Source organism: Flavobacterium sp. KH_001 (assembly GCF_057840745.1).
In genome coordinates this window covers 4,368,089-4,394,300 of the sequence record NZ_CM174520.1, presented here as the reverse complement: position 1 = coordinate 4,394,300, position 26,212 = coordinate 4,368,089, and the positions used below count along the sequence as shown (strand labels likewise).

Sequence of the window (26,212 nt, the reverse complement as noted above, 5' to 3'; positions counted from 1 at the left end):
AATCTGCTGGATCCGCAGAATCTGCGAGAGTTTTTTTAGCAAAGTATCCGCAAAGATTTGTCACCCTGAGGAACGAAGGGACAAACTAGTAGCTCGACAAAGATTGGCGATTTGATTGATATTTTATTTATTCAAAACTTACTCTCAGACTATTTTCGATTCTTGCTTTGTTCCCTTTATAAGTTCCAGGTTGCCATTTATTATAATCCTTTTTTAATGTTTTGGTAGCAAAATCAATTAACTCAGATTTGAATTTCTCATCTATTCCATTTTCATTCACCCAGTTATCTGCCAACAAATTAGAAATACTACCATTTTTTTCAATTATAAACTGTATATCAACAAATAAATTATGACTGCTTTTTTTGTTTATTGGTAAATCCGTTTTTATTGTAATATTACAATCTACATCGATGAAGACATTTTGAAGAAATACTTTAGGTCTTTCTTTATCCTCTAAATCATAAATACTTATAATTTTATCGTTTATACTTATGTTCTTAATTAATATATTTTGAGCTTCAGTTTCTATTTCAGATTTATAATTTTCGCCATATTTCTCTTTCATCTTCAAATCGATATAGGCGCGATAACAACCTTGTGTCTGTCCTTCATATCTTACACAACCAATATCCTGAATTCCTAATTTAAATTTTCTCTTTTTTAAAACTTCTTTAATTTCTTCTTCGTAAGGTTTAAAGTCGCATCCAAAACAAATCGTTTGAACATAAATACCTGGATATTTTTTTAGATCCTTTTTTGCCCGTTCAATATCATAAAGACATAAGCTATCTGTTTTTCTTGGATTTAATATGTATTTAGAATAATCAAGCGGAGGAGGCACTTTATGTACTTCAGGTAGTTTTGGCGTATTAACGGTATCGCTATTTGATTCTTTTTTACAACTTAGAATCAAAAGGAAAATAATAAAGGAAAGTATGAAATGTTTGGTCATTAATGATTTCTGAATTAGTCAGAAGTAAATATATGAAATTATTAAAGCAGTAAAATGAATTATAAAATACAAACCGAAAAATCTGCCAAATCTGCAGAATCTGCGAGAGGTTTTTTAAATAAAGTAACCACAAAGATTTGTCACCCTGATTTCTATGATAAAACCAAATCTTTTTGATAAGGGATTTGGTTTTTTATTACCGCAAAAACTCGATGGATTATTTTATTTCTCACAGCGTTTAAAACGCTCATTTTATTCTTTCCTTCATCAACTTTTCTAATGTAGTATGTTCTTAAATCATTATCTGATCGGACCGCACTCATCGCTGCCAGATGCAGAATAGTTTTTAGATTTTTATCAGCAAGCATTGATACTCCAGGCCTTCTTTTTAATGATGTTCCAGATTGAAAATCAAAAGGAACTACTCCACTGTAACATGCCATTTTCCTAGGATCAGTTATAGTTGTGAATCCTTCTGTTTTTGACAACAATGTCCATGATAAAACCTGACCTACTCCAGGAACAGATTTAATCAATTTCTGTTGTTGATTAAGACTCTCTTGGTTTTGGATTATATTTTCAATATCATTTTCTATTATCTTAATTTGGACGTCAATATCTTTAATAAGCTTAATATTTAAGTCTTTTAGCTGTTTATCTAAGCCAATACTTTTCATGAGTTTGTAATCATGCTGCTGCACTATTAGCTGCTTTTTAATCTTTATTCTTGAAGCTCTTTCGGTTAATAGTATTTTTATCTTTTTAATCGAACAAGAACCTGGCTTCCATTCTCTGCTTTCCTGATGATTTTTTTCGATGAAATTACAAATGCGAAGAGCATCAATTTTATCATTTTTACCTCTAACAAGTCCTATACTTTTTTTGATATGTAAAGCTGATATTACATAAACTTTAAAATCAAATTTTTCAAGCACTTCAAACAGATTCCAATTATATCTGCCTGTGTTTTCCATAGCTATAATTACCTTTTCTCCCGAGTAGCTTTTCAAGAAACGTTTAATAACAGGTACTTTATTTTCAATGGAAAAGTAGCTTACTGTCTCATTTTTAATACAGATATCTAAAGTCTTACTGCTGATATCAATGCCAATAATAATGTTTTTCATAACTTTGCTTTTACGATTCAACAAATGATTTGAGAAATTCATCATAAGCTCAACTCCTTGATAACGGGTCTCTAGCCCAAATTTCTATCTGAGTCTTTGATGAAAGGGAAGCGAAAGTCTTAATCAAGATATGAGTCACAAACTCAGAGGAACGAATAGTTTACTTTTGCTTCCTTTCTCAATCATAAATTTAATTAAATTTCAAAAAGCAAATCTAAAGGAGGAACGAAGGGTCACAAAAGAAACTCCACAATCAAAATCGCCAATCTTTGTCGAGCTACTCGCGGGTATCCCTCGTTTCTAGGGATGACAAAAATGAGCATAATGAAATAGATAAAAAAATCCGCAACAATCCGTGTTTTCGCTTGCGAATCCGCGTCATCCGCGTTCAAAAAACTTCGTGCCTTAGCGCCTTCGTGGCAAAACAAAAAAAAAACGCTGCAAAACCAAAGTCTCACAGCGTCATCTCAAATAAATAATTAAAACGGGTATTATCTCCAACCACCGCCCAATGCACGATATAACTCGGTATTGGCAGAAAGTTGTGCTCTTTTTATATCAGCTAATTCTAATTCGCTTTGCAATAAAGTTGCTTGTGCAGTTAGAACTTCCAGGTATTCTGCCATTCCGTTTTTGAATAACAAATTGGCATTTTTAATTGCTTGTTGCAACGTTTTTACACGTTCTTGCAAGAAAGCTTCCTGTTGTTGTAATTTTTCAACTGCAACCAAAGCATCAGCAACTTCACTAACGGCTATTAAAACAGATTGTCTGAAATTGATCACAGCTTTTTCTCTTTCAACAACAGCAATATTATATTCTGTTTTTACTCTTTTATTATTGAATAAAGGTTGTGTTAAACCTCCTGCAACAGTACCGAATAATGAGGCGGGAATAGTAAACCAATTGCTGGCTTCAAACGAATTCACACCACCTTGTGCTGTAATTCTAAGGGCTGGATAGAAATCGGCTTTTGTGATTCCGACATTTGCGTTAGCTACTTTTAAAGCTAATTCTGCACTTTTTACGTCCGGTCTTCTGCTTACTAATGAAGACGGAATTCCGACAGCGGCGTTGTTTTTTACAGCAATAGTACTCAATCGAATCGTTCTTTCTTTTGAATCCGGAAAAGATCCTGTCAATACACTCAAAGCATTTTCCTGAATCGCAATGTTTTGTTCCAATAACGGAATCAATTGCGCTGAATTTAATTTCTGCGCTTCTGATTGCTGAATAGCCAATGAAGTTACCTGACCAGCATCATATTTTAATTTGATGATACTAGTTGTACTGTCATTCAGTTTCAGGGTTTGTTTGGCAATTTCCAATTGTGCATCCAACATTAAAAGATTGTAATATCCTTTAGAAACATCGGCAACGATAGTGGTCTGCAAAGCTTTTTTCACCTCTTCAGACTGAAGATATTCAGCATAAGCCCCTTTTTTCTGATTTTTGATTTTACCCCAAATATCAGCTTCCCAGGAAAGTGTTGCTCCGGCTGTGAAGTCATTAATGTGATTTTGACCCAAAGCCTGACCCAAATTTTTTCCCGTAAAACTATTGTCTGACGGATTGCTGGTACTGGCATTAACTCCTAAATTTATCTGAGGAACATTATTCCACTTTGATTGTGTAAATCGGTATTGCGCAATTTCGATGTTTTTAGTAGCGATTTGTAAATCGTTATTTCTGATCACTGCCTCATCGATTAGCTTGATAATATCTTTTTCTGTAAAGAAGTTTTTCCACTCCAAATCGGCGATACTGGTTGTATCTTTTGAAACCGATGCATTCCTGAAATTCTCAGGAAGTGCATCTTTTGGAGTTTCAATATCCTTCGAAACAGAACAGGATATCAATGTGGTGATCAAAATAGCGACCATCACGATTTTGGTTATATACTTTTTCATTTTATAAGTTGTCATTAAATTTCTGTACAAGTATCTTTTTTAGTTTCAAGATCTTTTGAGATTCTGTACGATATATAGCCGATGCCAAATATAATGGCCACCAGAATTGTCGTTATATAATTTTCCATATTTATTTTTCTTCTTCGTTATGAACTACGGCTACCGGTTTTCCGCTAACTTTTTCTTGTAAATGTTGGAATACGATGAATAATACCGGGATGATCAACAACCCTAGAATTACTCCTGAAACCATACCCCCGGCGGCACCAATACTAATAGAGTGGTTACCTTGTGCTGATGGCCCTTTGGCACTCATCATCGGAATTAATCCTACTACGAAAGCCAGCGACGTCATGATAATTGGACGTAAACGTAATTTTGCTGCATCAATGGAAGCTTTAACCAAGGCCTGTCCCGATTTTCGTTTTTGGACGGCGAACTCGACAATCAAAATCGCATTCTTGGCGAGCAATCCAATTAACATTACCAATGCAACTTGTACATAAATGTTATTTTCAATTCCTGTTAAACCAATGGCTACGAATACTCCAAAAATTCCTGCAGGTATAGATAAGATTACTGCTAAAGGCAAAATGTAACTTTCGTACTGTGCAGCAAGTAAGAAATAGATGAATATCAAACACAGTAAGAAAATAGTTGCCGATTGACCTCCGGAAGAAATTTCTTCACGGGTTTGTCCTGACCATTCATAACTATATCCTGCAGGTAATTGTTGAGCTGCTACTTCTTCAATCGCTTTAATAGCATCTCCGGAACTAAATCCAGGTTTCGGAATCGCATTAATCGAAATCGAATTAAACAAGTTGTATCTCGAAGCGGTTTCAGAACCATAAATACGGCTTAGTTTTACTAAAGTATTTATCGGTACCATTTCGCCATTTTTGTTTTTCACAAAAACTCTGTCAATTGCTGACGGATCTGCTCTGTCGGCAATATCAGCCTGAACTACAACTCTGTAATATTTACCAAATCTATTGAAGTCAGAGGCTTGTGCGCTACCAAAATAAGCCTGCATTGTTTGCAGAATATCTTTTACTTTAACACCTAACTGATCTGCTTTTTCGTCGTTGATATCCAATTGTAATTGAGGATAATCGGCTTTGAAAGAGGTAAAGGCTACAGCAATTTCAGGGCGTTTCATTACTTCACCAATAAAGTTTTGTGAGATTCCACTAAACTTATCCAGTTTACCTCCGGTTTTATCCTGAAGCACTAAATCCAATGCCTCAACGTTACTAAATCCGGGTACAGTTGGGAAACTAAATACGAAGAAACTTCCTCCAGAAATCGCACCCAATTGGCCACGAACCTGGTTCATGATTTCATCAATATTTTTAACCTCGCCACGTTCTTCATTTGGTTTAAGCAATACGAAAACTACTGCTGATGAAGGGCTTGTAGAATTTGTCAATAAGTTGAAACCAGAAATAGCAGTTACAAATCGTGATGCATCCAATTTTTTTAATGTGTTTTCTGCTTCTGTCATTACTTTCTGAGTTCCGTCTAAAGAGGTTCCAGAAGGCGTATTAACAGCAATGGCGATAAAACCTTGATCTTCTGTTGGGATAAATCCGGCAGGAGTAGTTTTCACCATTACAATCGTAGCGAAAGTAATTAAGGCCAATCCACCTAAACTAACCCATTTGTTACGAATTAAGAATTTTAATCCTCCAACATAACGGTTCGTTAATGATTCAAAACTATTGTTGAATCCGGTGAAGAATTTTTCTTTAAATCCTTGTTTTTTGTATGGAGCATCTCCTTCGTATGCAGCGTGATTATCTTTTAAGAATAAAGCGGCAAGGGCAGGGGATAATGTCAAAGCATTTACGGCTGAAATTACAATTGCAATCGCCATTGTAAAGGCAAACTGACGATAGAAAACCCCGGTTGAACCTTCCATAAAACCGACCGGCAGGAATACAGCAGCCATTACCAGCGTAATCGAGATAATAGCACCCGTTATTTCGTGCATTGCTTCATGTGTGGCTACTTTTGGAGACAGATGTTTGTGCTCCATTTTCGCATGCACGGCCTCGACGACGACAATCGCATCATCCACCACAATACCAATCGCCAGAATTAAAGCGAAAAGCGTTAAAAGGTTGATCGAAAAGCCGAATAACTGCATGAAGAAGAACGTTCCTAAAATTGCTACAGGTACAGCAATGGCCGGAATTAATGTTGATCTGAAATCCTGCAAGAAAATGAAAACAACTATAAATACCAATATAAAAGCTTCAATTAAAGTATGTTCAACCTGTTCGATAGATTGGTCTAATGATACTTTTGTACTGTAGAAAATATTGTGTTTTATTCCTTGTGGGAAATCTTTTGAGGCTTTCACCATCAATTTATTAATCGCAATCTGAATTTCATTTGAGTTAGAACCTGCTAACTGAATAACACCAATTACAACTCCTTTTTTACCGTTCAAACGTGTTAAACTGTTATAAGAATAAGCACCAAGTTCCACTCTGGCAACATCTTTTAAGCGAAGGATAGAACCGTCAGCATTCGAACGAATCGCAATGTTTTGATAATCCTCCGGTTTAGTAAGTTTCCCTTTGTATTTAATTACGTATTCAAAAACTTCTTTACTTCTTTCTCCAAATTTACCCGGAGCAGCTTCTAAACTTTTGTCCTGAATAGCTGCCATAACTTCATTTGGCGTAACATTATAAGTCGACATTTGAGTTGGGTTTAACCAAACTCTCATCGAGTAATCTTTAACTCCACCAAAAATACTGGCAGAACCAACACCCGGAATACGTTTAATCTCCGGAATAATATTAATTTGAGCATAATTGGCAACAAAAGTCTGATCGTATTTCGATTCGTCTTCTGTGTACATACCAATCGCCATGATGAAACTGTTTTGTTGTTTCGCGGTGATTACACCTTGCTGAACAACCTCTGCAGGCAACTGACTTGTCGCCTGGGCAACTCTGTTTTGAACGTTAACTGCGGCCTGATCTGCATCTGTTCCTAATTTAAAGAAAACAGTAATCGCAAGCGTACCATCGTTACTCGCTGTTGAACTCATGTACGTCATGTTTTCAACACCATTTATAGACTCTTCCAGAGATGGTGCAACCGAACGTAAAACCGTTTCGGCATTCGCTCCCGGATAAACTGCCGTAACCAAAACCGAGGGAGGCGCAATATCAGGAAACTGTTGTAAAGGCAATTTTGTAAGTCCAAGTACACCCAGGATCACCAATAAAATGGAGATTACGGTTGCCAGTACAGGTCTTTGTATAAATATTTTGAACATTGTCGTAAAAATTATTTTTTGTTAATTATTTGGGCAACTTCAGAAGTCGATTTTTGAGGTTGGATCACTTGTCCTTCCTGAAGTTTGTCGATTCCGCTTAAAACAATTTGGTCGCCAGATTTTACACCTTCTCCAATAAGATAGTTAGTTCCGCTTTTACCAATAATCGTGATTGGCATTTTGTTTACTTTATTTCCTTTGTTTAGGGTATAAACAAATACTTTATCCTGCATTTCTATCGTAGCCGATTGTGGTACCAGAATCGCATCGTCGTGATTGATTCCTAAACGAATTTTTCCTGTGTTTCCAGAACGTAAAGTTCCGTTTGCATTCGGGAAAGTTGCTCTTAAAGTAATCGCACCGGTATTTTTATCAAACTGACCATCTACCATATCAATTTTTCCTGATTGTGCGTAAGCATTATTATCAGCCAAAATCAAAGTTACAGGAGGTAATTTTTTGATTTTATCACCCAATGTATTTCCAGCATATTGTGTTTTAAATTTGATGAAATCAGTTTCACCAAGAGAGAAGTAAACAAAAACTTCATGTACATCAGAAAGTTTGGTTAACGGTTCAATATCAGTAGCCGAAACTAAACTTCCTTGTTTTTTAGGCAATCTTCCAATGTAACCACTAACAGGGGCTGTCACATTAGTATATCCTAAATTAATTCTGGCAGATGCTACCATTGCTCTTGCTTGTTCGATATTAGCAGCAGCGATTTTTTGAGAAGCTTTAGCCGTTTTCAATTGATAATCAGAAACTACTTTGTTTTGAACTAAAGGCGTTAATTTATCAACTTCTAACTGAGCATTTATTAAAGCCGCTTCAGAAGCATGAAGGCTGGCCAAAGCATTGTTTAATTGCTCACGGAAAGGGCGTTCGTTTATTTTGAATAAAGTTTGACCTTTATTTACATAAGCACCTTCATCTACTAAAACACGGTCAAGGTTTCCGCTTACTTGTGGACGAATCTCCACGTCTACAGTTCCTTGTATTGAAGCTGGATATTCAGCATCTGTAACAGCGTCAGAGTTTTGAATCGCTAAAACAGGCAAAAGTGGAGCTGCCGGAGCAGGAGCCTGCGCTTTATCTGCACAACTACTTAGTACAAGTGCCAGGATAAAACTGGTTATAATTACATTTTTCATTTTCATATTGGTTTTAATTTGTTGGACATTCATTTGAGTTAAAATCTTTTGTAATCTGGCATTCCCGGTATTCATAATTAATTGAATTAAATTATCTAACGTTGTTAAGTTAAAAGGCGCAAAATTCCGTATACTGAGCCCATTGCGATTCCTTAAGAAATCGGTATTAAATTATTTATCACTGTTAAGTAAATAGTAAAAAAAGGTTACTAAATTACTCTAATTAAATTTTCTAACACTGTTAAGTGAAATGGAAAATTTTTTTACTGTATTGATTTGATGATACCACCAATCGCATCCTTCAGGATTTGATTGTTGATTGTTTCCATTACTTCGCTTTTGTTAATGATATTAATCGCAATTAAACCGTGAATAACAGAAAAGAAAGTAAAATATTTTTGTTTGATAACTTCAGGGCCGGGGTTACTGTTTTTCATAATTTCAGCAATCACCGCAGTGAATAATTTATATGGTGCTTCTGCAGCCGAACATTGTTGGGAACAACAATTCATTTGCACACCAAACATTACCTGATACATTTCAGTATCTGTAAAGGCAAAATCCCAATACGCCATCCACATGGCTTCTAATTGGTCTTCCGGTTTATCAAATTTAGCTCTGGCGTTTTGCAACTCCTTAGATAATTTAATAAAACCCTTACCGGTTAATTCCGTTAAAATAGCTTCTTTATTCGAGAAGTATTCGTAGATAATGGGGGCAGTGTATTCAATTTTGTCAGCAATCTTTCGCATACTCAGACCTTGCCATCCTTCTTCTTTGACGATAGCATAAGCAGCTTCAAGAATGTTATTTCTTGTCTCTTCTTTTTGTCTTAATATACGATCTTTACTTGCCATTTTGATGAGTATTAAATAATCTAACACTGTTAGGCAAATGTAATACCGATTTTCTGATTATAATATAAATTCGTTATAATTTTTTCTTATCACGAGATAGACGCTGAAAAATAAGGCTTTCCCAAGGTTTTTAATTGTAAAATATTTTGTTTTTAATGAAATTAGAATTCTTTTTTAACATTTTTTAAGATTTACTAATTACACAAAACGTCGTCAAAAGTAAAAAGGAGAAATAATTTGATTTAAGCTTTATAATTTTCAGGAGCAGAAATTTTCATTTTCAAGACACGTTTAGTCCCGCTATCCACTATATTCCCGATTAACAAAAACTACAGCTAAAAAGCCTTGTTTTTCTAAATCGGGAGATACCGTTTCTATCGGGGCTAGGCGAGAGGTTTAATTTTCATAAGACGATAATCAAAAAATGCAAAACCATACAAAACTGGACTAAAGTCCAGCTCTACAATATTATTAGAGCCTCTGGCTCTTTTAGATCGTCCGCATAAATTTTTAAAATTCCGGAGGAATGACCAATATTTTAGGGCTGGACTTTAGTCCAGTTGAGATGTATATTATTAAGAAACGCTATAAGAAGTCTTTATTTTATCATTCACATCATTATAAAAAGGAGTTTCAATCGCGTGTTTTTTGGCATTTTCAATAATATAATCAACCAAAAATTGTTTTTCAGTTTTATTGTTGTTTTCAAAATCCAATTGCAACGACGATTTCGATGCAAACGGAAATTTAGTCAATAAATCTTTAGCGGTTTCAATGTCTTCGTTTGTCAGACTGATATCATTTTTGAAAGCTAACGATTGAATCTCAATCATCATGTTTTCCAAAATATGCATTAAGTTTTGGTCTTCCAAAAGTTGACCAAAACTAACTTTATAGGCAGAAGTTAGAGCTGCAACCGGTGCAACGAATAAATATTTCTTCCACAGTGTTTCGTTAACATTTTCCAGATACGTAATATCCAAACCTCCGGCTGCTAACAAATCGATCAAAGGTTGGTTTTCTTTTCCACCAACGAAAATTTTCCCTGGTCCGCCAACATGTTGTACATGTCCTGGCTTCTTTACATTCGAAGCCACATAAATACAGCCTTCCATAATTTGCCCAACTTCAGGCAAAGTCTCACGGATAATTTCTTCGGCATTTACTACATTTTGCAACGTGATTATAACAGTGTCAGCATTGATACAATCTTTATAAGTAGACAGCACCTCTTTTATAGAATAAGATTTCGAGGTAAGAATCAAAACATCCAAAATTTCTATTTCTCTTGGATTATCAGATACCAGATCGGGAAAAATAGTTTCCTTTTCACCTTTAGATTCAAATAGTAAACCTTCCTTTTCAATGTTGCTTTTGGTTTCACCTCTGCAAATAAAAATGATTTTAGTCGTACTGTCTTTGTATTTCTTTGCTAGTGGAGCACCAACAAATCCGCCGATTCCACCAATTCCAAGAATTCCTATTTTTATTGTTTCTGAGTTCATGTTGTCGTTTTAGGTTTTAATTATCGATGCAAAGTAAATGGGTTCCTATTTATTAAATGATGTAATAATATAGGTTATATTTGTAAAAATTAAGGATTATGAAAGACACCTTTTTTATATACAAGGATTTCGAAATTTATTCTGTTGAAGAATTAACATGGAAAAAAGAAGTTCACAGACACAATTTTTTCGAATTACTTTATATTGAATACGGAACGGGAAATCACATCCTAAATTCAATTCCTCACCATTATAAGGAACACGATATTTATTTGCTTACGCCAAAAGATTATCATTCTTTCAAAACCTTAAAACCAACAAAGTTTCATTGCCTTCGTTTCTTGCCTAATTTCTTTTCAAACAAAAAAGAAATCGAAGAGATAGAAAAATTGTTTTATTACCACAATCAGACCAATGGTAATTTAATTTTCCTTGACGACGATAAGGCATTTTGCGAAACACTTATTGTAAAAATATTAGACGAAGTGGCGCGACCAAAAGGGCAAAACGAAGTTATAATCAAAAGTTTAATGACAGCGCTAATTCAAATCATTCATCGAAATGCCATTTTAAATGAAAATAATCTAAACTTACAAACTACCGAAATACTGAAGATTGATACGATTTTAAATTACATTAGATCGAATATTGCAAATCCGCATTTATTGAAGAAAAAAGAAATGGCCAATCATTTTAATGTCTCGATCCATTACATTGGTGAGTATTTTAAGAACCATTTAAATATTACTTTACGAGATTATATTGTACAAACCAAACTTAAAGTGGTAACCGAAAAACTAAGCAAAAGCAATTTAACTTTTTCAGAAATTAGTAACGATTTAGGTTTTATTGACAGCAGTCATTTTAATAAATTCATGATGAAAAGCACCGGAATCTCTCCATCAGAATTTAAAAAAGCATTAAGCATTTCTTAGCAACAATATTGTCTGCCAAGAAATGCTGTTCTATTTTTATTTAACCAAATCCATTTCGACATGCTCAATTCCGGCATCCAGGAAATAATTATTGGTTTGCTTAAATCCGTTCTTAATATAAAATGGGCTCGCATTCACCTGTGCATAAAGATAAATTTTGTCTTCATTACGTAAATCTTCTACAATTTTTTTCAGAATTGCTTCTCCAACTTTCTTTCCGCGATAGGAATTCAAAACCGCAATACGTTCAATTTTTGCTCCTTTCTCCATTATTCTGTAGCGAGCCGCTCCGGCAGGTAAACCATTCACCGTTGCCAGATAATGAATTGACTCAGCATCATCCATCGATTCCCGTTCCTGCGATACATTTTGTTCTTCAACAAAAACTTGTCTTCTAATCGCAAATGCAATCGATTCTAATTTTGGATCTTCAATTTTTTCTACTTTAATATCGTTTTCTACTTCTTTTAGAGGATTATGTAGGTTCATTTCTTTAATAGTTGTCATTCGGTCAAAAAGATTTTTCGTTTTTAAGTTTTGATTTACTTCGTTTATGGCTTTGTACAAATTATTCTCGGTATCGGTCAATTCCACTAAAGCCTGTGTCATAACAGCCCATAAAGGTTGTAATTGCTGTATGAGATCGTTTGCCTTTTTAGTAAGGGTGATCAGACGTTTTCTTTCGTCTTTGGCATCTTTAGCAGAACCAATAAGTTCCTTTCTCTCTAATTCTTTCAAAAGCGAAATTGTAGTAGGATGAGAGTACCCAATTTCCTGGGAAAGCTCCACCACACTAATGTCCTTTTGCTGAGAAAGCACATAAATTACCGGAAACCATTTCGGTTCAAAATCAATATTCTGACTTTTGTAAAATAACTGTGCCTCTTTTCGCAAGTTCTCCGTCAAACGCTGCAAAAGATTGCCTAATACCAATGATTTTGATTTTTCTAATACCATAACAAATAATTTGTATGCAAATTTACGTAGTTAACTACATATATTCAAAATGGAAAAGAAATTTTAAGTTTTATTTATAAAGTGTGTACTTTAAAATTGGGTGTTTTTATTTTTAGGAGCAGAAGGATTAGGATTTTGAAGACGACTTGTCCCGCTATCCACTATATTCCCGATTAACAAAAGCTACGGCTAAAAAGCCTTGTTTTTCTAAATCGGGAGATACCGCTTCTATCGGGGCTAGGCTAGAGGTTTAGTTTTCATAAGATGCTATTAAAAAATGCAAATCATACGTTAGACTGGACTAAAGTCCAGCCCTACAATATTTGTCATTCCTTCGGGATTTTTAGAAATCAGAGCGATTTCATTAATTATTTCATTCCCTGAACATTCATTTCTATCGTATAAACACTTTTACTGGCCGTAATAAACAATGTCTTACGTTTTTTTCCTCCAAAACAAACATTGGCAGTCCAAGGTTCAGGAACATCAATATGAGCTATTTTTTCTCCCTGCGGATTAAATATGGTAACTCCTTTTCCGGTTAAGTAAATATTTCCGGACTCGTCTCTTGTCATTCCATCCGAACCTGATTCAGTAAACAGCGTTTTTTTACCTAAAGAACCATCGCTGTTGATGGTATAAAAATACGTTTTGTTTGCCGCGATATCCGCTACGAATAACGTTTTTCCATCCGAAGTTCCAATAATACCATTAGGTTTTATAAGCTCATTGTCAACGTTTGTAATTTTAGATTTATCCGGAGACAGATAGTAAACACATTCTTTCTCTATTTCTTTGGAGGTATGTTTCCAATAATCTCTCTTGTAAAAAGGATCTGTAAAATAGATACCGCCTTTTGGATCCACCCAAAGATCATTGGGGCCATTCAGCCTTTTTCCTTCAAAGTTGTTTACTAATACAGTATAATTTTTGTTTTGGTCTATTTTCCAAATTTCATTTTTTTCATCGGCGCAAGCCAAAAGATTGCCTTCGTGATCAAAATACAAACCGTTAGCTCTTCCTGCATTTTCCATAAAAATAGAAAGTTCGCCATTAACTGACCATTTCATTATTCTATTATTAGGCTGATCGGTAAAATAAATATTTCCTTTTTTATCTACAGCCGGTCCTTCTGTAAAACTGTATTGATCGGATAGTTTTGTGAGAACTGCGCCTTTTGCAATTAAGTTATGGTTTTTCTCTTCTGATAGCTGAGCGTGTATAAAATTTGTAAAAGCAAAAGCAATAAAAAATAGAAGGTTTGATTTTATTTTAAGTGGGAGGTGGTTCATAATGAAAAGGTTTAAAGGTTGCTTTATCAACAGCTTCTATCCGGGCTAGTCGAGAGGTTTAGTTTTTATAATTTTCTCAACAGATTTATAATCAAAATCCACTTGTTGGATACTTTTCAGGATTTTGTGAAGTATGAAAAACGGCATTTAGAAAAACAGTTTTAGATAGCTCATCAATAATGAAAAAAGCAATGTATGGGAATTTTTTAAAAGGCAGAAAACGATAAGTAGTGTCGTGAAATTGACAAAATGGATTAATCTGTAAGGCTCTATAAACCTTTTTGTAATCATTAAGAAAGTCCAAAGCTACTTTTTTACTAGCTTTAAAAACATAATATTCAACGGCTTCCTCAATATTTTTTAATGCAATAGGAGAGACAATAATCTTATAACTCATACTTCTTTTTTATATCAGTATAAATTGTTTCAGCATCTTTATATAGATTTTTATCTAAATTAATTTGGCTATCTAAGATTTGTTGTTGTTCAGCAGATAGCTCATAAGGTTTTACATTTGCTATCTCAAATTTTATCTTTAGTGCTTTCATAAAAGCTTTTACAGCTTCAATTTGAGAAGCATCTTCCGTATACGCTGTGATATTAATTGCTTGCATGATTTAAAGTTTACTAAAGTTGATAAACAAAGTTAAGACAAAAGTCTAATTTGCATGTTAAACACTCCAGTTATTTTTGCACAAGAAAAAATTCCGTAGGAATGCACAATATTGTAGGGCTGGACTTCAGTCCAGTTTAGGTTCAATATATTAATAAATCAAAAAAGATAAACATGTACCAATTCATAACGAATTTGTACAATTCTCAAATCCTTCTTTGTGAATATCTTTGTGTTATTAGTTTAAATCAAAAGATAAAAAAGATGAAAGCAATAGGATTTAAAACCTCATTACCAATAGATAAAGAAGATAGTTTCATTGAATTTGAAACGCCAAAACCAATTCCGGGAGCGCATGATTTGTTAGTTAAAATTGAAGCGGTTTCTGTTAATCCGGTCGATTTTAAGATTCGCCAGAATAGTGCCAAAGAAACGACTTTAGAAACGCCAAAAATTATAGGCTGGGATGCTGTCGGAATTGTAGAAGCCGTTGGTGATCAGGTTAGTTTATTTAAAGTAGGAGACGAAGTTTTCTACGCAGGCGATTTAACCAAACAAGGAAGCAATGCTGAATATCAAGTTATTGAGGAACGTATTGTGGGTAGAAAACCAAAATCCCTTTCCATGGAACAGGCTGTAGCAATGCCTCTAACCGGTTTAACAGCCTGGGAAATATTATTCGACAGGATTAGAATCAATCCGGAAAAAGATAAAGGCAAAAGCATTTTAATCATTGGCGGAGCTGGTGGAGTAGGTTCAGTTGCTATTCAATTGGCCAAAAAAGTGGCCGGATTAACCGTACTTGCTACAGCTTCACGTCCTGAATCTATAGAATGGTGCAAACAACAAGGCGCTGACTTTGTAGTAAATCATAAAAATTTGATTGAAGAAGTTCACAATGCAGGTTTTCAGCAAGTCGATTTTATTCTGGATTTGGTTGACGCCAATCAGTATTGGCAGGCATTTGTGGAACTGATAAAACCACAAGGGCATATTGGTTCGATTAGTACTCCAGGCGAAAATGTAAATCTTCTTCAGTTAAAAACTAAAAGTATCAGCTTTCATTGGGAATCCATGTTTACACGCTCGACGTTTCAAACAGAAGATAGGATCTCTCAGCATCATATTTTAAACGAATTAGCCAATTTATTAGATAATGGTACAATTCAGTCTACTTTAAAAACTACGCTGAATGGTCTAACTGTTTCTAATTTCAAAAAAGCCCATCAATTACTAGAATCAGGAACTACGATCGGAAAAATTGCGATTAAATTTTAAAGAAAATTATAAAGCAAAAAGCAAGCTGATAAAGCTTGCTTTTTATTTTTAAGCGCAACGTATTTCACGATGTGTTTTATTTGCAATATTGGCCCGAAAAGCATTTTTGGAATCCGTCTCCCACGGTTGAAACCGTAGGCTATAATCAAAATGTAAATAAAAAACTTTGCGGCTCTGCGCCTTTACGTGATTATTTCGCCAGTTTTTTTTAAAACTTTGCGAATCTCAGTGCCTCCTTCGTGCAACTTTGTGAAATTATAAAACTTTGCGACTCTGCGCCTTTGCGAGATTCTTTCTCCTGCATTCTTATCCTTTCCCAGCATTAGAATCAAAATCCACCATCCATTGCACACCGAATTTATCCGTAAACATTCCAAAGTAATTCCCCCATGGTCCAAAGTTTAAAGGCATTTCAACTTTGCCACCTGCTGAAAGTCCGTTGAAAAGTTTATCAGCTTCTTCCTGACTTTCTGCAGTAATCATAATGGTATTTCTGTTGTCACTTTCATCTACTTTTCCCATGACTTCCATAACGTCGCTTGCCATTAAACTACTCCCTTGACTTATTGGTAATGCAATGTGCATGATTTTGTTCAGCTCTTTTTCGGGTATTGGATATTGTTCACTTGAGATATCTTTATAACGCTTAATCGTTGTAAACTCGCCACCAAAAACCGATTTATAAAAAGTAAAGACTTCTTCGGCATTGCCGTTGAAATGTATATATGGATTAATAGCTGCCATGATTTCTATTTTTTTAAAGATTCCAATAACTTTTCTAAGTTATCAACAGACATTTTAAAGCCTTCTGTAAAGCCCATTTCAATCATCATCTCTAAACGTTCCAGTGATTCATTAAAAATACTGATATTCACTTTTGTGATGCCGTTTTCTTCGCTAAAATTATAATCCCAATCAGAACCTGGTAATACACGGTTTTCATTTTCGTCTGAAAACGCGTTGTACATTTTAAAATTGGTTTTCGGACTAATAGAAGTAAATTCCTGAACCGCCCAGCGTTCCTGACCTTCCGGACTTACCATAGCGTAAAATCTTCGACCGCCAACTTCAAAATTCATATATTTTGTTCTGGCTGACCAGGGTTTTGGTGCCACCCATTGGTCTAAAAGTTCTGCTTTAGTAAAAGCATCCCAAACTAGCGGCAATTCTGCATTAAATTCTCTGGTTATGTATACCGTTTTCGCTGGTTTATCAACGGTAAAATCAAATAGCAAATCTGTTTTCATTTTTTTTGGTTTTTTAGTGTTACTAATAGTTCGTCGAGCTGATTAAACTTGGTTTCCCAAATGTCTCTGAATTGTTTGATCCATTTATCAATCTCTTTCATCTTTTCAATTTCAAGTGAATAGTAAATTTCCCTGCCTCGCTGTTCCTGTTTTATTAAATCACATTCCGTAAGAATGCGAAGATGTTTAGAAACAGATTGACGTGTTGTATTAAAGTTCTCCGCAATGGCATTGGGTGTCATTGCCTGTAGTGCAATCAGGGTTAGAATTGACCTTCTTGTCGGATCAGCAATTGCCTGAAAAATGTCTCGTCTCATAATGTTTAAAGTTTAATTACGAAGCCAATCGGTTGCAAATATAAGCGCAACTATTCGGTTTCGCAAATTTTTGGTAACTTTTTTTCACCATATAAGTGATATAAGGCAATTTAACTATTGGTACGGAGGCTTTAACGTTAGAGCATATAAGTTTTTTTTTCAGAGCGTAGGAAGGATTCTTTCAGAGAGTTGCGCGGAGTTGGCGCACAATCTTGTCATCCTGATTTCTATGATAAAACCAAATCTTTTTGATAAGGGATTTGGTTTTTTATTACCGCAAAAACTCGATGGATTATTTTATTTCTCACAGCGTTTAAAACGCTCATTTTATTCTTTCCTTCATCAACTTTTCTAATGTAGTATGTTCTTAAATCATTATCTGATCGGACCGCACTCATCGCTGCCAGATGCAGAATAGTTTTTAGATTTTTATCAGCAAGCATTGATACTCCAGGCCTTCTTTTTAATGATGTTCCAGATTGAAAATCAAAAGGAACTACTCCACTGTAACATGCCATTTTCCTAGGATCAGTTATAGTTGTGAATCCTTCTGTTTTTGACAACAATGTCCATGATAAAACCTGACCTACTCCAGGAACAGATTTAATCAATTTCTGTTGTTGATTAAGACTCTCTTGGTTTTGGATTATATTTTCAATATCATTTTCTATTATCTTAATTTGGACGTCAATATCTTTAATAAGCTTAATATTTAAGTCTTTTAGCTGTTTATCTAAGCCAATACTTTTCATGAGTTTGTAATCATGCTGCTGCACTATTAGCTGCTTTTTAATCTTTATTCTTGAAGCTCTTTCGGTTAATAGTATTTTTATCTTTTTAATCGAACAAGAACCTGGCTTCCATTCTCTGCTTTCCTGATGATTTTTTTCGATGAAATTACAAATGCGAAGAGCATCAATTTTATCATTTTTACCTCTAACAAGTCCTATACTTTTTTTGATATGTAAAGCTGATATTACATAAACTTTAAAATCAAATTTTTCAAGCACTTCAAACAGATTCCAATTATATCTGCCTGTGTTTTCCATAGCTATAATTACCTTTTCTCCCGAGTAGCTTTTCAAGAAACGTTTAATAACAGGTACTTTATTTTCAATGGAAAAGTAGCTTACTGTCTCATTTTTAATACAGATATCTAAAGTCTTACTGCTGATATCAATGCCAATAATAATGTTTTTCATAACTTTGCTTTTACGATTCAACAAATGATTTGAGAAATTCATCATAAGCTCAACTCCTTGATAACGGGTCTCTAGCCCAAATTTCTATCTGAGTCTTTGATGAAAGGGAAGCGAAAGTCTTAATCAAGATATGAGTCACAAACTCAGAGGAACGAATAGTTTACTTTTGCTTCCTTTCTCAATCATAAATTTAATTAAATTTCAAAAAGCAAATCTAAAGGAGGAACGAAGGATCACAAAAGGAACTCGACAAAGATTGGGGAATTTCTGTGCGGAGCTTCTAGTGTGATCCTTCGTTCCTCAGGACGACAAAAAAATGAGAAGAATACAAACTTATATTTTCTAAAATTTCAAACTTAACCCAAAGCTTAAATTGCCTTATATCACTTATATGATAAATTAAGTTTGGTGGGAAAGCGATTATTCACACGAATCAATATTTATCGTAAATTGACTCACTTTAATTTCCAAAAAAAACTTTATGAATCAGAAAACCACAACCCAATCATTCGCCAATTTTTCTCGTAAGAATTGGGTAATGAGCTTATTATTTACCGTTTTTATAACTACGATCAGCCATAATCTTTATGCAGTTGAAAAAGATTCTCTCAAAGGCAGCTGGGACATAACAATAGATGTCGACGGAAAACCGGCACCAGCCTGGCTTGAAGTCAGACGTTCAGGTCGAACAACGCTTGTTGGACAATTTATGTGCGTAGTAGGCAGTGCCCGCCCAATATCAGAAATCCATTTGAAATATGGAAAATTTAGTTTTGCAATACCGCATCAATGGGAGCAGGGAAGCAACTATCTTCGTGTAGAAGGTACAATTGAAGGTGAAAAAATATCCGGAACCTTACAGACTGTTGATGGCAAAACGCAAAGCTGGACCGGTGTTCGTGCGCCAACACTTCGTCGTACTACTGCGCCAGTCTGGGGCAAACCAATTCATCTTCTCAAGGATAATTCAATAAAAGATTGGCATGCAGAAGTAACGAGTCAATGGGTAGTAGAAAATGGTATTTTACGCAGTCCAAAGTCGGGTGTAAACCTGGCGACCAACGATAAATTTACTGATTTTAAACTCCATATAGAATTTCGTATTCCAAAAGGCAGTAATAGCGGCGTGTATCTTCGCGGTCGCTACGAAGTGCAGGTAACGGATGGTAAAGGACTAGAACCTGCTTTGGATCAAATGGGAGCTATTTATGGACTTCTGGTTCCAAATGAAATGGTTGCCAAGGAAGCCGGCGAGTGGAATACGTATGATATTACCCTAATCGGTAAAATGGTAACCCTTGTTGCTAATGGCAAAACCGTAATCAGCAATCAGTATATTCCCGGAATCACCGGTGGAGCGATAGACTGCAACGAAGCCGAGCCAGGACCTATATTCCTTCAGGGAGACCACGGTCCGGTGGAATACCGCAATATTATTATCACACCAGCTAAATAATTTTTTTTCCACCATATAAGTCATATAAGAAAATTTAAGCATTGGTGCGCAGGCTAAAACCTTAGGGCATATAAGTTTTGAGTTTCTAAAGTAATTTCTATGCGATAGCAAAGAAAACAACAACACTTATATTTCTAAAATTTTAAACTCAACCTAAACCTTAAATTATCTTATATGACTTATATGGTGGAAACTCTTTTACTTCAAAATGACAACTTCCTCAGGAACTTTAAACAGCAATACACAACCGTTTTTCGAAAAGACCGAATGCGTACTTCCGGGTGGCATGTACATATAATCACCTTTTTTAAGTTCGTCTTTTCCGGAGCGGACTTCGCCTTCGACTACATAAATTTCTTCTCCGGCAGGGTGAATGTGATTTGGATACGAAGCGCCAGCTTCAAATTTTAATAAAAAGGCGTTGGGTCTGTTTGTGGCTTCATCAAAAGATAATGCCTTTGAATAAATACCATCCGTATTTACACCTTCTTCAATAAGAGGTTTCCAATTTATTTCACTGCTTCTTGTGATTTGTTTTTCCATTGTAATTCAATTTTAATTGTTTTTATTTTTCATACTAATTTCATCTAAACTCCATTTGTAATTTTCCATAGTAGCCAAAAGAAAAGCGCCCATAGCAAATACAAATACCGAATAATCAAGCGGATCTTTTACGCCAAAAGAATACGTCATGGCAAGCGCAAACAGCAAAGTCAAAATTGCGGTGCCAATCGAAGCCAATCGGATTTGATAGCCAACGAGTAGGAGTAAAGCCAAAAGTGATTCGGTAATAGTGGCGGAGATAGCGATGGTTGGAATACAATTTTTCGGAGCAAAAGAATTTACTTTTCCGGCGTAAGCCAGAAAACTTTCCCAGCCCGAAGAATAACTTCCCCAAAATCCTAACCGACTCGAAACGGCGGACATAAATCCTGCTGCTAATGCGATGCGCAAAAGAAAAGCCGCATAATCCTGATATCTTTTCATATACTAATTTGTTAGTAATTATTGAGATACAAAGATGTTGCAAGTACAATTGCTAAAGAATAGAGAATTCCGGAAAAAGCATGTAATTACGAATTAACTGCTTTCTCTTTAAATAATTTTGGAGAAATATCCGTGTGTTTTTTGAAGAAATTAGAAAAATAAAATGGATCATTAAACCCCAAAGCATAAGCCACTTCTTTCACCGAAAGTTTTTCATAAGTAAAAAGTCTTTTGGCTTCAGAAATAACCAATCCGAAGATGACATTTTGAGCCGTTTTGTTGGTGTGGAGTTTCGAAAGCTCGTTTAGTTTAGATTCGGTGGTACCAATTAAAGTTGCGATTTCGTTTACCGATAAATTCTTTTCGAAATTCTGCAAAGTGGTTTCCAGAAAATGCAGAAAAAGCGCATCGGGTCTGTAGATTTCGTCGCCGCGATTAATTTTGGTGCGGTTGATTTCAATCAAAATCAATTCGATTCGGCTGTGAATGGAAATCAAATATTGATATGGCGTTTTGGTTATTTCTTTGCTGATTTCCTCCAATTCCCGAACAATAATTTCAGGATGATCCACCGTAATCATTTCGTTCATTGCAAAATGGCAAAACAAACCGTTGTGGAAAATCAATTCCATATCATTATCATCTTTACAAAAGAAAGCGTAGGTAAATTCCAAAACAAATCCGGTGGCATTTTGGATGTCTTTGAAATAATGAATTTGTCCGGAAGTAATGGTAATAATGGAGTTTTCGGTCAATTCAAATTCATTTTCATCCACAGAAATAGTCGTTGTACCCGAAGTACAAAAAACTAAAACGTATTTCAATACACGTCTCGGATTTTCTAAATCTGTCGCCTGATCAAATGTTTTTATAGAAACCATATTGAGGATAATTGTATATCAAAAATAAGAATTATTTCGCACAGTAGCCACAATCTTGTCATCCTGACGAAGGAAGGATCACACTAGAAGCTCGACAAAGATTGGCGAATCACGATGCTTTTAAGTATAGTATGTTATTTCGACGAAGGAGAAATCTTAGCAAGTAGCTCTACAAAGATTGGCGCTACTCTCATTTTGTGTTATTTAGAGGAATGCAGAATGATATACTGAGAGCTATGGCAATTCAGTTTTGTTAAAATGCAATTTTACCGGAAATGTTTTTTGTTTCTGGCTCTTTTTACCTTTAATTTCGACAGGATTAAAAGTATCATATGGTATTGCGGTAACGGTTAAATGTTCTTTTTTACCATCATTATCGATATCTCTATCGATGGCATAAGTAAAAATGTCTTCTGTTAAGGAAATTATTTTATACTCATCAACTTTCGTTGTTCCGAAATAAAAATTAATATGATTTCCAACAGGTTCCCATGTTAAAAATGTTTGATTACCGGTGCAATATGTATTGGTAAAATAGATTTCGTCATATTGATATACCTGGCCTTCATTGTTTCTAAACGTAAAATAGTCCCTATGGCAATCAGGATTATGATCATAGACATAATTGATTTCTTCCATTAGTACAGTATCGTATGTCCAGACTTTAAGTAATAATTTTGGGTCAAAAGTTAAGGGTTCCGGAATTGGATTTTCATCCTTGTTACAAGAAGCAAATAGCGAAACTAAAAGAGTTAGAAATATTATTTTTTTCATATATTTTTAAAAGCTGATAATGATTCAGGTATTTTTACAGCGGCAAATCTAAATACAAAAACTGATTTTTTGCTAAAGTTTCAATTGAAAAATTTTTAAATTTGAGGCGTTTATTGTAATATAGATTTTTAAGATGTTTTTCTTATATTTATAAAAAACAGAAACGCCATGATCAAAATAAATTATAAAATTCAATTTGCTCTATTTGTTCTCTGCTTATTCTTTATTGGCCTTGGTATATTCGAAACATCAAACGAAGAACTAAAAACGGGAACAGCTCTTTTCTGGCAAATTTCTCATTTTGTACCATTTGTAATGGGAGCGATTATTTTTGGGAATAATTTGTATTCCAAACGAGTTGGAAATTTTAAAAACTAAGAGAAACTTTTATAATTTTAAAGAGCTATTTACTTCGTCAGTCGCCTGTTGTCTATAATGTCATTTTTGCCTCCCGAAGCCTTGGGATCGACATAGTATTCCCTATTATTGTGACTTTTCGATTAGCGATTTTAATGAATTTTTGGAAGCGCTTAGGTCAAGAATATTAATTTAAAGTATTCAATTATAATATTTACAATTATTTCCTAGCTTCCATACTATAAAATAGACGCTCGTGTTAGCAGGGGCAGTGGAGCTGGATTTCAATACTAACTCAATTTTCAACTCATCTTAATTCTACCAATCTGGTAAAACTGGTTTTATTTCCTTTATTTTTATTTTAGTATATATTGTTTCTGTTTCATTCTTGCTCTTCTTTATCTGCTTCAATATATCACCTTCTATTTCAAATTTCTTAATTGTCCTTTTTCCGGCTTTACTAAATGAAGTATTAGGAAGCTCTAATAACAAAACATTATTTACCACATTATAATAACCTACTACAGAAGCTTTTTGAACATCGTTTACATCAACTTCGTTAATTTTACTACCAAAAAGAGCAAATTGACCTGATTTAAAAAATCTCAAATAGTTATACCGCTTTAAATCTATAGTTTTATCTTCATAAAAACTAAAATACACAGCATCTGCTTCAATTTTGCCCGACATTTCTTTTGTAAAAGACTTTTCAAGTTTCATTTTTTTCAAATGCAACCTCCCATACTGATTTTCATCAATATACTTTGTATAATGCTGCGTTAATCTACATGAACTTGCAAATAACACCAGAAATAGCACTAAAATATTTCTCATAATTTTTAATAACTGTATAATAGTTAAATAAGCAATTTGAATTGGCTGTTATAGTAGGATAAGTAAGCAACCTGCTGTTTCTTACAATCTTTTGTGAGTCCCATACCTGTTGTGTCTTCCTGAGCACCCGCTGCGCAAATGTCTCTGACTTTGCGCCATTTCAAACAAATATAATTGAAAAATAGAAACCTCATAAAGTCTCTGACTTTAAAACTAATTTTCTTAGAATAGTTTTCTGATTGCAATAAATGAAGGTAATATAAGAACTAATCGTAAAAAGTCAGGAGACTTTTATCAAGTTTACAATTTCTAAGATGCAAAAAAAAGCGCAAAGTCAGAGACATTTGCGCAGCTTGTCATGAGAACACTTCGAAGAGCGGGGGATTTTTGGCTTTCTTGTATTGTCCTAAATTGTTAAATTTAGGTCTTAGAATTTAAAAAATATATCCAAAGAATTCTATAAAATATTTATTTTTTTAATTGAAAATGTTTCTATATTAGCTAAAACGAAAGATTTAAAATCGCATTTTATTTTTTATAAATTCTATTTAAAAACAGCTATAACTAATTATAATATTATGGGTTTCTTTTCAAGATTATTTGGACGTGATATGCCTACACCAACTCCATTAACAACAAATTCAGGAAAGCGAATAATACCTGAGCAAAAAATAGAGCAAACTATTCCACCAGCAGGTGATCCTTTTTTTACAAATGCTCCTGAACACTGGCCTGTGGTTATCAATGATTTCTTGAGTAGTAATAAAGAATTCAGCAATACATTTGATGAAAAAACAGGAGATGTTATTTTGAGAAAAAGAATGTTTATGGTTAACTCATTGGTGTTAATAGGTAAATTAAATCAATGGCTTTTAACAAAAACAAGTAAATCAGTTGAAAATTCATATGGAAGCTCTTTACTAGAATCAAAAGACAGATTTGCTACTAGTTTTTGTATTGAAAAAGTTTTTGCAAAAGGAATTATTAAAACACATGGAATTGTAATTGACGATTATAAAAAATATGCAGTTATATTATTCGATAGATCAGAATCAATACATTATATAAATAAATTAAAGAACTATTTTTTAGACGAAGGATTCGAGGATCTAATTTATTATGCTACCACAGATCCAGATACAATTAAAGATGAAGAAAAAGAAATTGAATTTGTAAGTTTTGATTCAAATAGTTTTACTTTAGACAATGAAGGTCAAAAAATTGAAGGTGAAAAGTTAAAGGAATATTTTCTATGGTGGAATGGAGAAAAGAAAATGACCTTTGATGAATCTGATATACTAGGCGCCCTGAAAGAATACCATACAAATTGTTCTGATTGTTACTCATACATTTTAGGAAAATTAGGATATGCTTTAAAATTAAATGGTGACGACACACGTGTTGCACTTCCTGAGTATGATGAATTAGTTGTTACCGGACCTGAAAATATTGATATGGTTATTACTTTATCAAAAAAAACAGGAATTAATTTTCATTTTCGTGCTATTCCTGCTTTTGAGAATTACAGAAATAATTTCATAAAAATGTTTGCTGTTTTTTGCAATGATTTAAAACAACAAATTGTAGAACAAAATTTTGAAAGAGATCCATTTTTTGTTGACCCTAGCTGGCTGGACAGATTAGAAGTAGTTGTTAAAGGGAATGATGAAATTTATTCTTTTACTCTTATTAAAGATTTTCCTCTTGATCCAAGTTTAAATTAGCTTTTAAGGATTTTCCTTCCCAGTAGGTTAAGGGAGTTGGTTTCATAAGAGGATTTATTTTATGAGGACAAATAAATAATGTAAGAAAAAGAATATATTTTTAATGATTTTTCTTATATTTGAAGTTCTTAAATCTTCACATTAAGAACGAAATAAAATTGCCCTTGTGCTATGTAGTAAAGTTCCGAAAGGGCTTTGACGCCGTGAAGAAGCGTAAGACTGCTAACGCATAAGGGTTTTTATTCTTAAATCTTCACATTATGAATGCAGACACCCTTTCGAGAGAAGCCGAAACCAGGCTGATGAATTTTTTCAATGAAACAATAGAGCCAGAAACTATGGCTAAGACACTAAGACAAGTAAATTATATACTCGCTTTAGGGGTTATGAGAGAACATGAAACGCTTCAAAACGAAATTGCCAATTTAGAAAATTGCTTTTACTGGCTGAATGAATTAGCCGAAATCTTAAATCCTTATTTGGATAAGGAATAGATTTTTCTTTAGAATTTGAATAAAATAAAAAACCTCGATTTTAAAAAGTCGAGGTTTT

General features: G+C 34.2%; 26 protein-coding genes. 6 read left to right on the top strand and 20 right to left on the bottom strand.

Going from position 1 to position 26,212, the window contains the following annotated elements; genetic code table 11:
• Window positions 1-127: 127 nt before the first annotated feature.
• The 7 genes from AC3ITQ_RS18780 to AC3ITQ_RS18750 all read right to left on the bottom strand — a co-directional run bounded on the left by AC3ITQ_RS18780 (window position 128) and on the right by AC3ITQ_RS18750 (window position 10,806).
• Window positions 128-955, bottom strand: a complete 828-nt coding sequence (locus AC3ITQ_RS18780; protein ID WP_489235666.1) for a hypothetical protein — start codon at window positions 953-955, stop codon at window positions 128-130.
• Window positions 956-1,107: 152 nt separating this feature from the next.
• A complete protein-coding gene (locus tag AC3ITQ_RS18775) occupies window positions 1,108-2,082 on the bottom strand; it encodes an IS110 family RNA-guided transposase (protein WP_489235457.1) in 975 nt (324 codons plus the stop codon).
• 491 nt (window positions 2,083-2,573) lie between these two features.
• The gene (locus AC3ITQ_RS18770; RefSeq protein WP_489235665.1) at window positions 2,574-3,992 is read right to left on the bottom strand and encodes a TolC family protein; all 1,419 of its coding nucleotides are present in this window, start codon (window positions 3,990-3,992) and stop codon (window positions 2,574-2,576) included.
• A 130-nt stretch (window positions 3,993-4,122) separates the two neighbouring features.
• On the bottom strand, window positions 4,123-7,290 hold the full coding sequence (locus tag AC3ITQ_RS18765; protein WP_489235663.1) for an efflux RND transporter permease subunit: 3,168 nt from the start codon (window positions 7,288-7,290) through the stop codon (window positions 4,123-4,125).
• Between the two features lie 11 nt (window positions 7,291-7,301).
• Window positions 7,302-8,519, bottom strand: a complete 1,218-nt coding sequence (locus AC3ITQ_RS18760; protein ID WP_489235662.1) for an efflux RND transporter periplasmic adaptor subunit — start codon at window positions 8,517-8,519, stop codon at window positions 7,302-7,304.
• A 188-nt stretch (window positions 8,520-8,707) separates the two neighbouring features.
• Window positions 8,708-9,301 carry a TetR/AcrR family transcriptional regulator gene (locus tag AC3ITQ_RS18755; RefSeq protein WP_026983299.1) on the bottom strand — a complete coding sequence of 198 codons (594 nt, stop codon included), beginning with the start codon at window positions 9,299-9,301 and terminating at the stop codon, window positions 8,708-8,710.
• A gap of 575 nt (window positions 9,302-9,876) precedes the next feature.
• The gene (locus tag AC3ITQ_RS18750; RefSeq protein WP_489235661.1) at window positions 9,877-10,806 is read right to left on the bottom strand and encodes a ketopantoate reductase family protein; all 930 of its coding nucleotides are present in this window, start codon (window positions 10,804-10,806) and stop codon (window positions 9,877-9,879) included.
• 98 nt (window positions 10,807-10,904) lie between these two features.
• Between AC3ITQ_RS18750 and AC3ITQ_RS18745 the strand changes: the two genes are divergently transcribed.
• Complete coding sequence (locus tag AC3ITQ_RS18745; RefSeq protein ID WP_489235660.1) at window positions 10,905-11,741, top strand: helix-turn-helix domain-containing protein; 837 nt, start codon at window positions 10,905-10,907, stop codon at window positions 11,739-11,741.
• A 36-nt stretch (window positions 11,742-11,777) separates the two neighbouring features.
• Here the strand turns inward: AC3ITQ_RS18745 and AC3ITQ_RS18740 are convergent, their stop codons facing one another.
• The 4 genes from AC3ITQ_RS18740 to AC3ITQ_RS18725 form a co-directional block, all read right to left on the bottom strand.
• Window positions 11,778-12,698 carry a GNAT family N-acetyltransferase gene (locus tag AC3ITQ_RS18740; protein ID WP_489235659.1) on the bottom strand — a complete coding sequence of 307 codons (921 nt, stop codon included), beginning with the start codon at window positions 12,696-12,698 and terminating at the stop codon, window positions 11,778-11,780.
• 368 nt (window positions 12,699-13,066) lie between these two features.
• On the bottom strand, window positions 13,067-13,990 hold the full coding sequence (locus tag AC3ITQ_RS18735) for an SMP-30/gluconolactonase/LRE family protein (protein ID WP_489235658.1): 924 nt from the start codon (window positions 13,988-13,990) through the stop codon (window positions 13,067-13,069).
• A 91-nt stretch (window positions 13,991-14,081) separates the two neighbouring features.
• Window positions 14,082-14,387 (bottom strand): type II toxin-antitoxin system RelE/ParE family toxin, encoded by a 306-nt coding sequence (locus AC3ITQ_RS18730; RefSeq protein ID WP_489235657.1) that lies wholly within the window; start codon window positions 14,385-14,387, stop codon window positions 14,082-14,084.
• The gene (locus tag AC3ITQ_RS18725) at window positions 14,377-14,604 is read right to left on the bottom strand and encodes a DUF2683 family protein (protein ID WP_489235656.1); all 228 of its coding nucleotides are present in this window, start codon (window positions 14,602-14,604) and stop codon (window positions 14,377-14,379) included. The genes AC3ITQ_RS18730 and AC3ITQ_RS18725 overlap by 11 nt, the downstream gene beginning before the upstream one ends.
• Before the next feature lie 263 nt (window positions 14,605-14,867).
• Here AC3ITQ_RS18725 and AC3ITQ_RS18720 point away from each other — a divergent pair, with 263 nt between their 5' ends.
• Window positions 14,868-15,881 carry a zinc-binding alcohol dehydrogenase family protein gene (locus AC3ITQ_RS18720; protein WP_489235655.1) on the top strand — a complete coding sequence of 338 codons (1,014 nt, stop codon included), beginning with the start codon at window positions 14,868-14,870 and terminating at the stop codon, window positions 15,879-15,881.
• A 306-nt stretch (window positions 15,882-16,187) separates the two neighbouring features.
• On the opposite strand, the gene AC3ITQ_RS18715 is transcribed toward AC3ITQ_RS18720, so the two are convergent.
• The 4 genes from AC3ITQ_RS18715 to AC3ITQ_RS18700 form a co-directional block, all read right to left on the bottom strand.
• Window positions 16,188-16,625 (bottom strand): VOC family protein, encoded by a 438-nt coding sequence (locus tag AC3ITQ_RS18715; RefSeq protein WP_489235654.1) that lies wholly within the window; start codon window positions 16,623-16,625, stop codon window positions 16,188-16,190.
• 5 nt (window positions 16,626-16,630) lie between these two features.
• Window positions 16,631-17,128 (bottom strand): SRPBCC family protein, encoded by a 498-nt coding sequence (locus tag AC3ITQ_RS18710; protein WP_489235653.1) that lies wholly within the window; start codon window positions 17,126-17,128, stop codon window positions 16,631-16,633.
• A complete protein-coding gene (locus AC3ITQ_RS18705) occupies window positions 17,125-17,445 on the bottom strand; it encodes an ArsR/SmtB family transcription factor (protein WP_489235651.1) in 321 nt (106 codons plus the stop codon). The genes AC3ITQ_RS18710 and AC3ITQ_RS18705 overlap by 4 nt, the downstream gene beginning before the upstream one ends.
• A 227-nt stretch (window positions 17,446-17,672) precedes the next feature.
• The gene (locus AC3ITQ_RS18700) at window positions 17,673-18,647 is read right to left on the bottom strand and encodes an IS110 family RNA-guided transposase (protein ID WP_489235457.1); all 975 of its coding nucleotides are present in this window, start codon (window positions 18,645-18,647) and stop codon (window positions 17,673-17,675) included.
• Between the two features lie 709 nt (window positions 18,648-19,356).
• On the opposite strand from AC3ITQ_RS18700, the gene AC3ITQ_RS18695 reads away from it, so the two are divergent.
• Window positions 19,357-20,103: a 3-keto-disaccharide hydrolase gene (locus AC3ITQ_RS18695; protein ID WP_489235650.1), complete on the top strand. Its 747-nt coding sequence runs from the start codon at window positions 19,357-19,359 to the stop codon at window positions 20,101-20,103.
• Between the two features lie 198 nt (window positions 20,104-20,301).
• On the opposite strand, the gene AC3ITQ_RS18690 is transcribed toward AC3ITQ_RS18695, so the two are convergent.
• The 4 genes from AC3ITQ_RS18690 to AC3ITQ_RS18675 form a co-directional block, all read right to left on the bottom strand.
• On the bottom strand, window positions 20,302-20,646 hold the full coding sequence (locus AC3ITQ_RS18690) for a cupin domain-containing protein (RefSeq protein WP_489235649.1): 345 nt from the start codon (window positions 20,644-20,646) through the stop codon (window positions 20,302-20,304).
• Window positions 20,647-20,658: 12 nt separating this feature from the next.
• On the bottom strand, window positions 20,659-21,090 hold the full coding sequence (locus AC3ITQ_RS18685) for a DoxX family membrane protein (RefSeq protein WP_489235648.1): 432 nt from the start codon (window positions 21,088-21,090) through the stop codon (window positions 20,659-20,661).
• Window positions 21,091-21,176: 86 nt separating this feature from the next.
• A complete protein-coding gene (locus AC3ITQ_RS18680; RefSeq protein ID WP_489235647.1) occupies window positions 21,177-21,971 on the bottom strand; it encodes an AraC family transcriptional regulator in 795 nt (264 codons plus the stop codon).
• A 234-nt stretch (window positions 21,972-22,205) separates the two neighbouring features.
• On the bottom strand, window positions 22,206-22,745 hold the full coding sequence (locus tag AC3ITQ_RS18675; protein WP_489235646.1) for a lipocalin family protein: 540 nt from the start codon (window positions 22,743-22,745) through the stop codon (window positions 22,206-22,208).
• A gap of 168 nt (window positions 22,746-22,913) precedes the next feature.
• Here AC3ITQ_RS18675 and AC3ITQ_RS18670 point away from each other — a divergent pair, with 168 nt between their 5' ends.
• Entirely contained in the window at window positions 22,914-23,123 is a 210-nt protein-coding gene (locus tag AC3ITQ_RS18670) for a hypothetical protein (RefSeq protein WP_489235645.1), read from the top strand.
• A 297-nt stretch (window positions 23,124-23,420) separates the two neighbouring features.
• On the opposite strand, the gene AC3ITQ_RS18665 is transcribed toward AC3ITQ_RS18670, so the two are convergent.
• Window positions 23,421-23,936, bottom strand: a complete 516-nt coding sequence (locus tag AC3ITQ_RS18665) for a hypothetical protein (RefSeq protein WP_489235644.1) — start codon at window positions 23,934-23,936, stop codon at window positions 23,421-23,423.
• A gap of 578 nt (window positions 23,937-24,514) precedes the next feature.
• Here AC3ITQ_RS18665 and AC3ITQ_RS18660 point away from each other — a divergent pair.
• Together AC3ITQ_RS18660 and AC3ITQ_RS18655 are read left to right on the top strand one after the other, a co-directional pair.
• A complete protein-coding gene (locus AC3ITQ_RS18660) occupies window positions 24,515-25,660 on the top strand; it encodes a hypothetical protein (protein WP_489235643.1) in 1,146 nt (381 codons plus the stop codon).
• A gap of 260 nt (window positions 25,661-25,920) precedes the next feature.
• A complete protein-coding gene (locus AC3ITQ_RS18655) occupies window positions 25,921-26,154 on the top strand; it encodes a hypothetical protein (RefSeq protein WP_489235642.1) in 234 nt (77 codons plus the stop codon).
• Window positions 26,155-26,212: the final 58 nt, after the last annotated feature.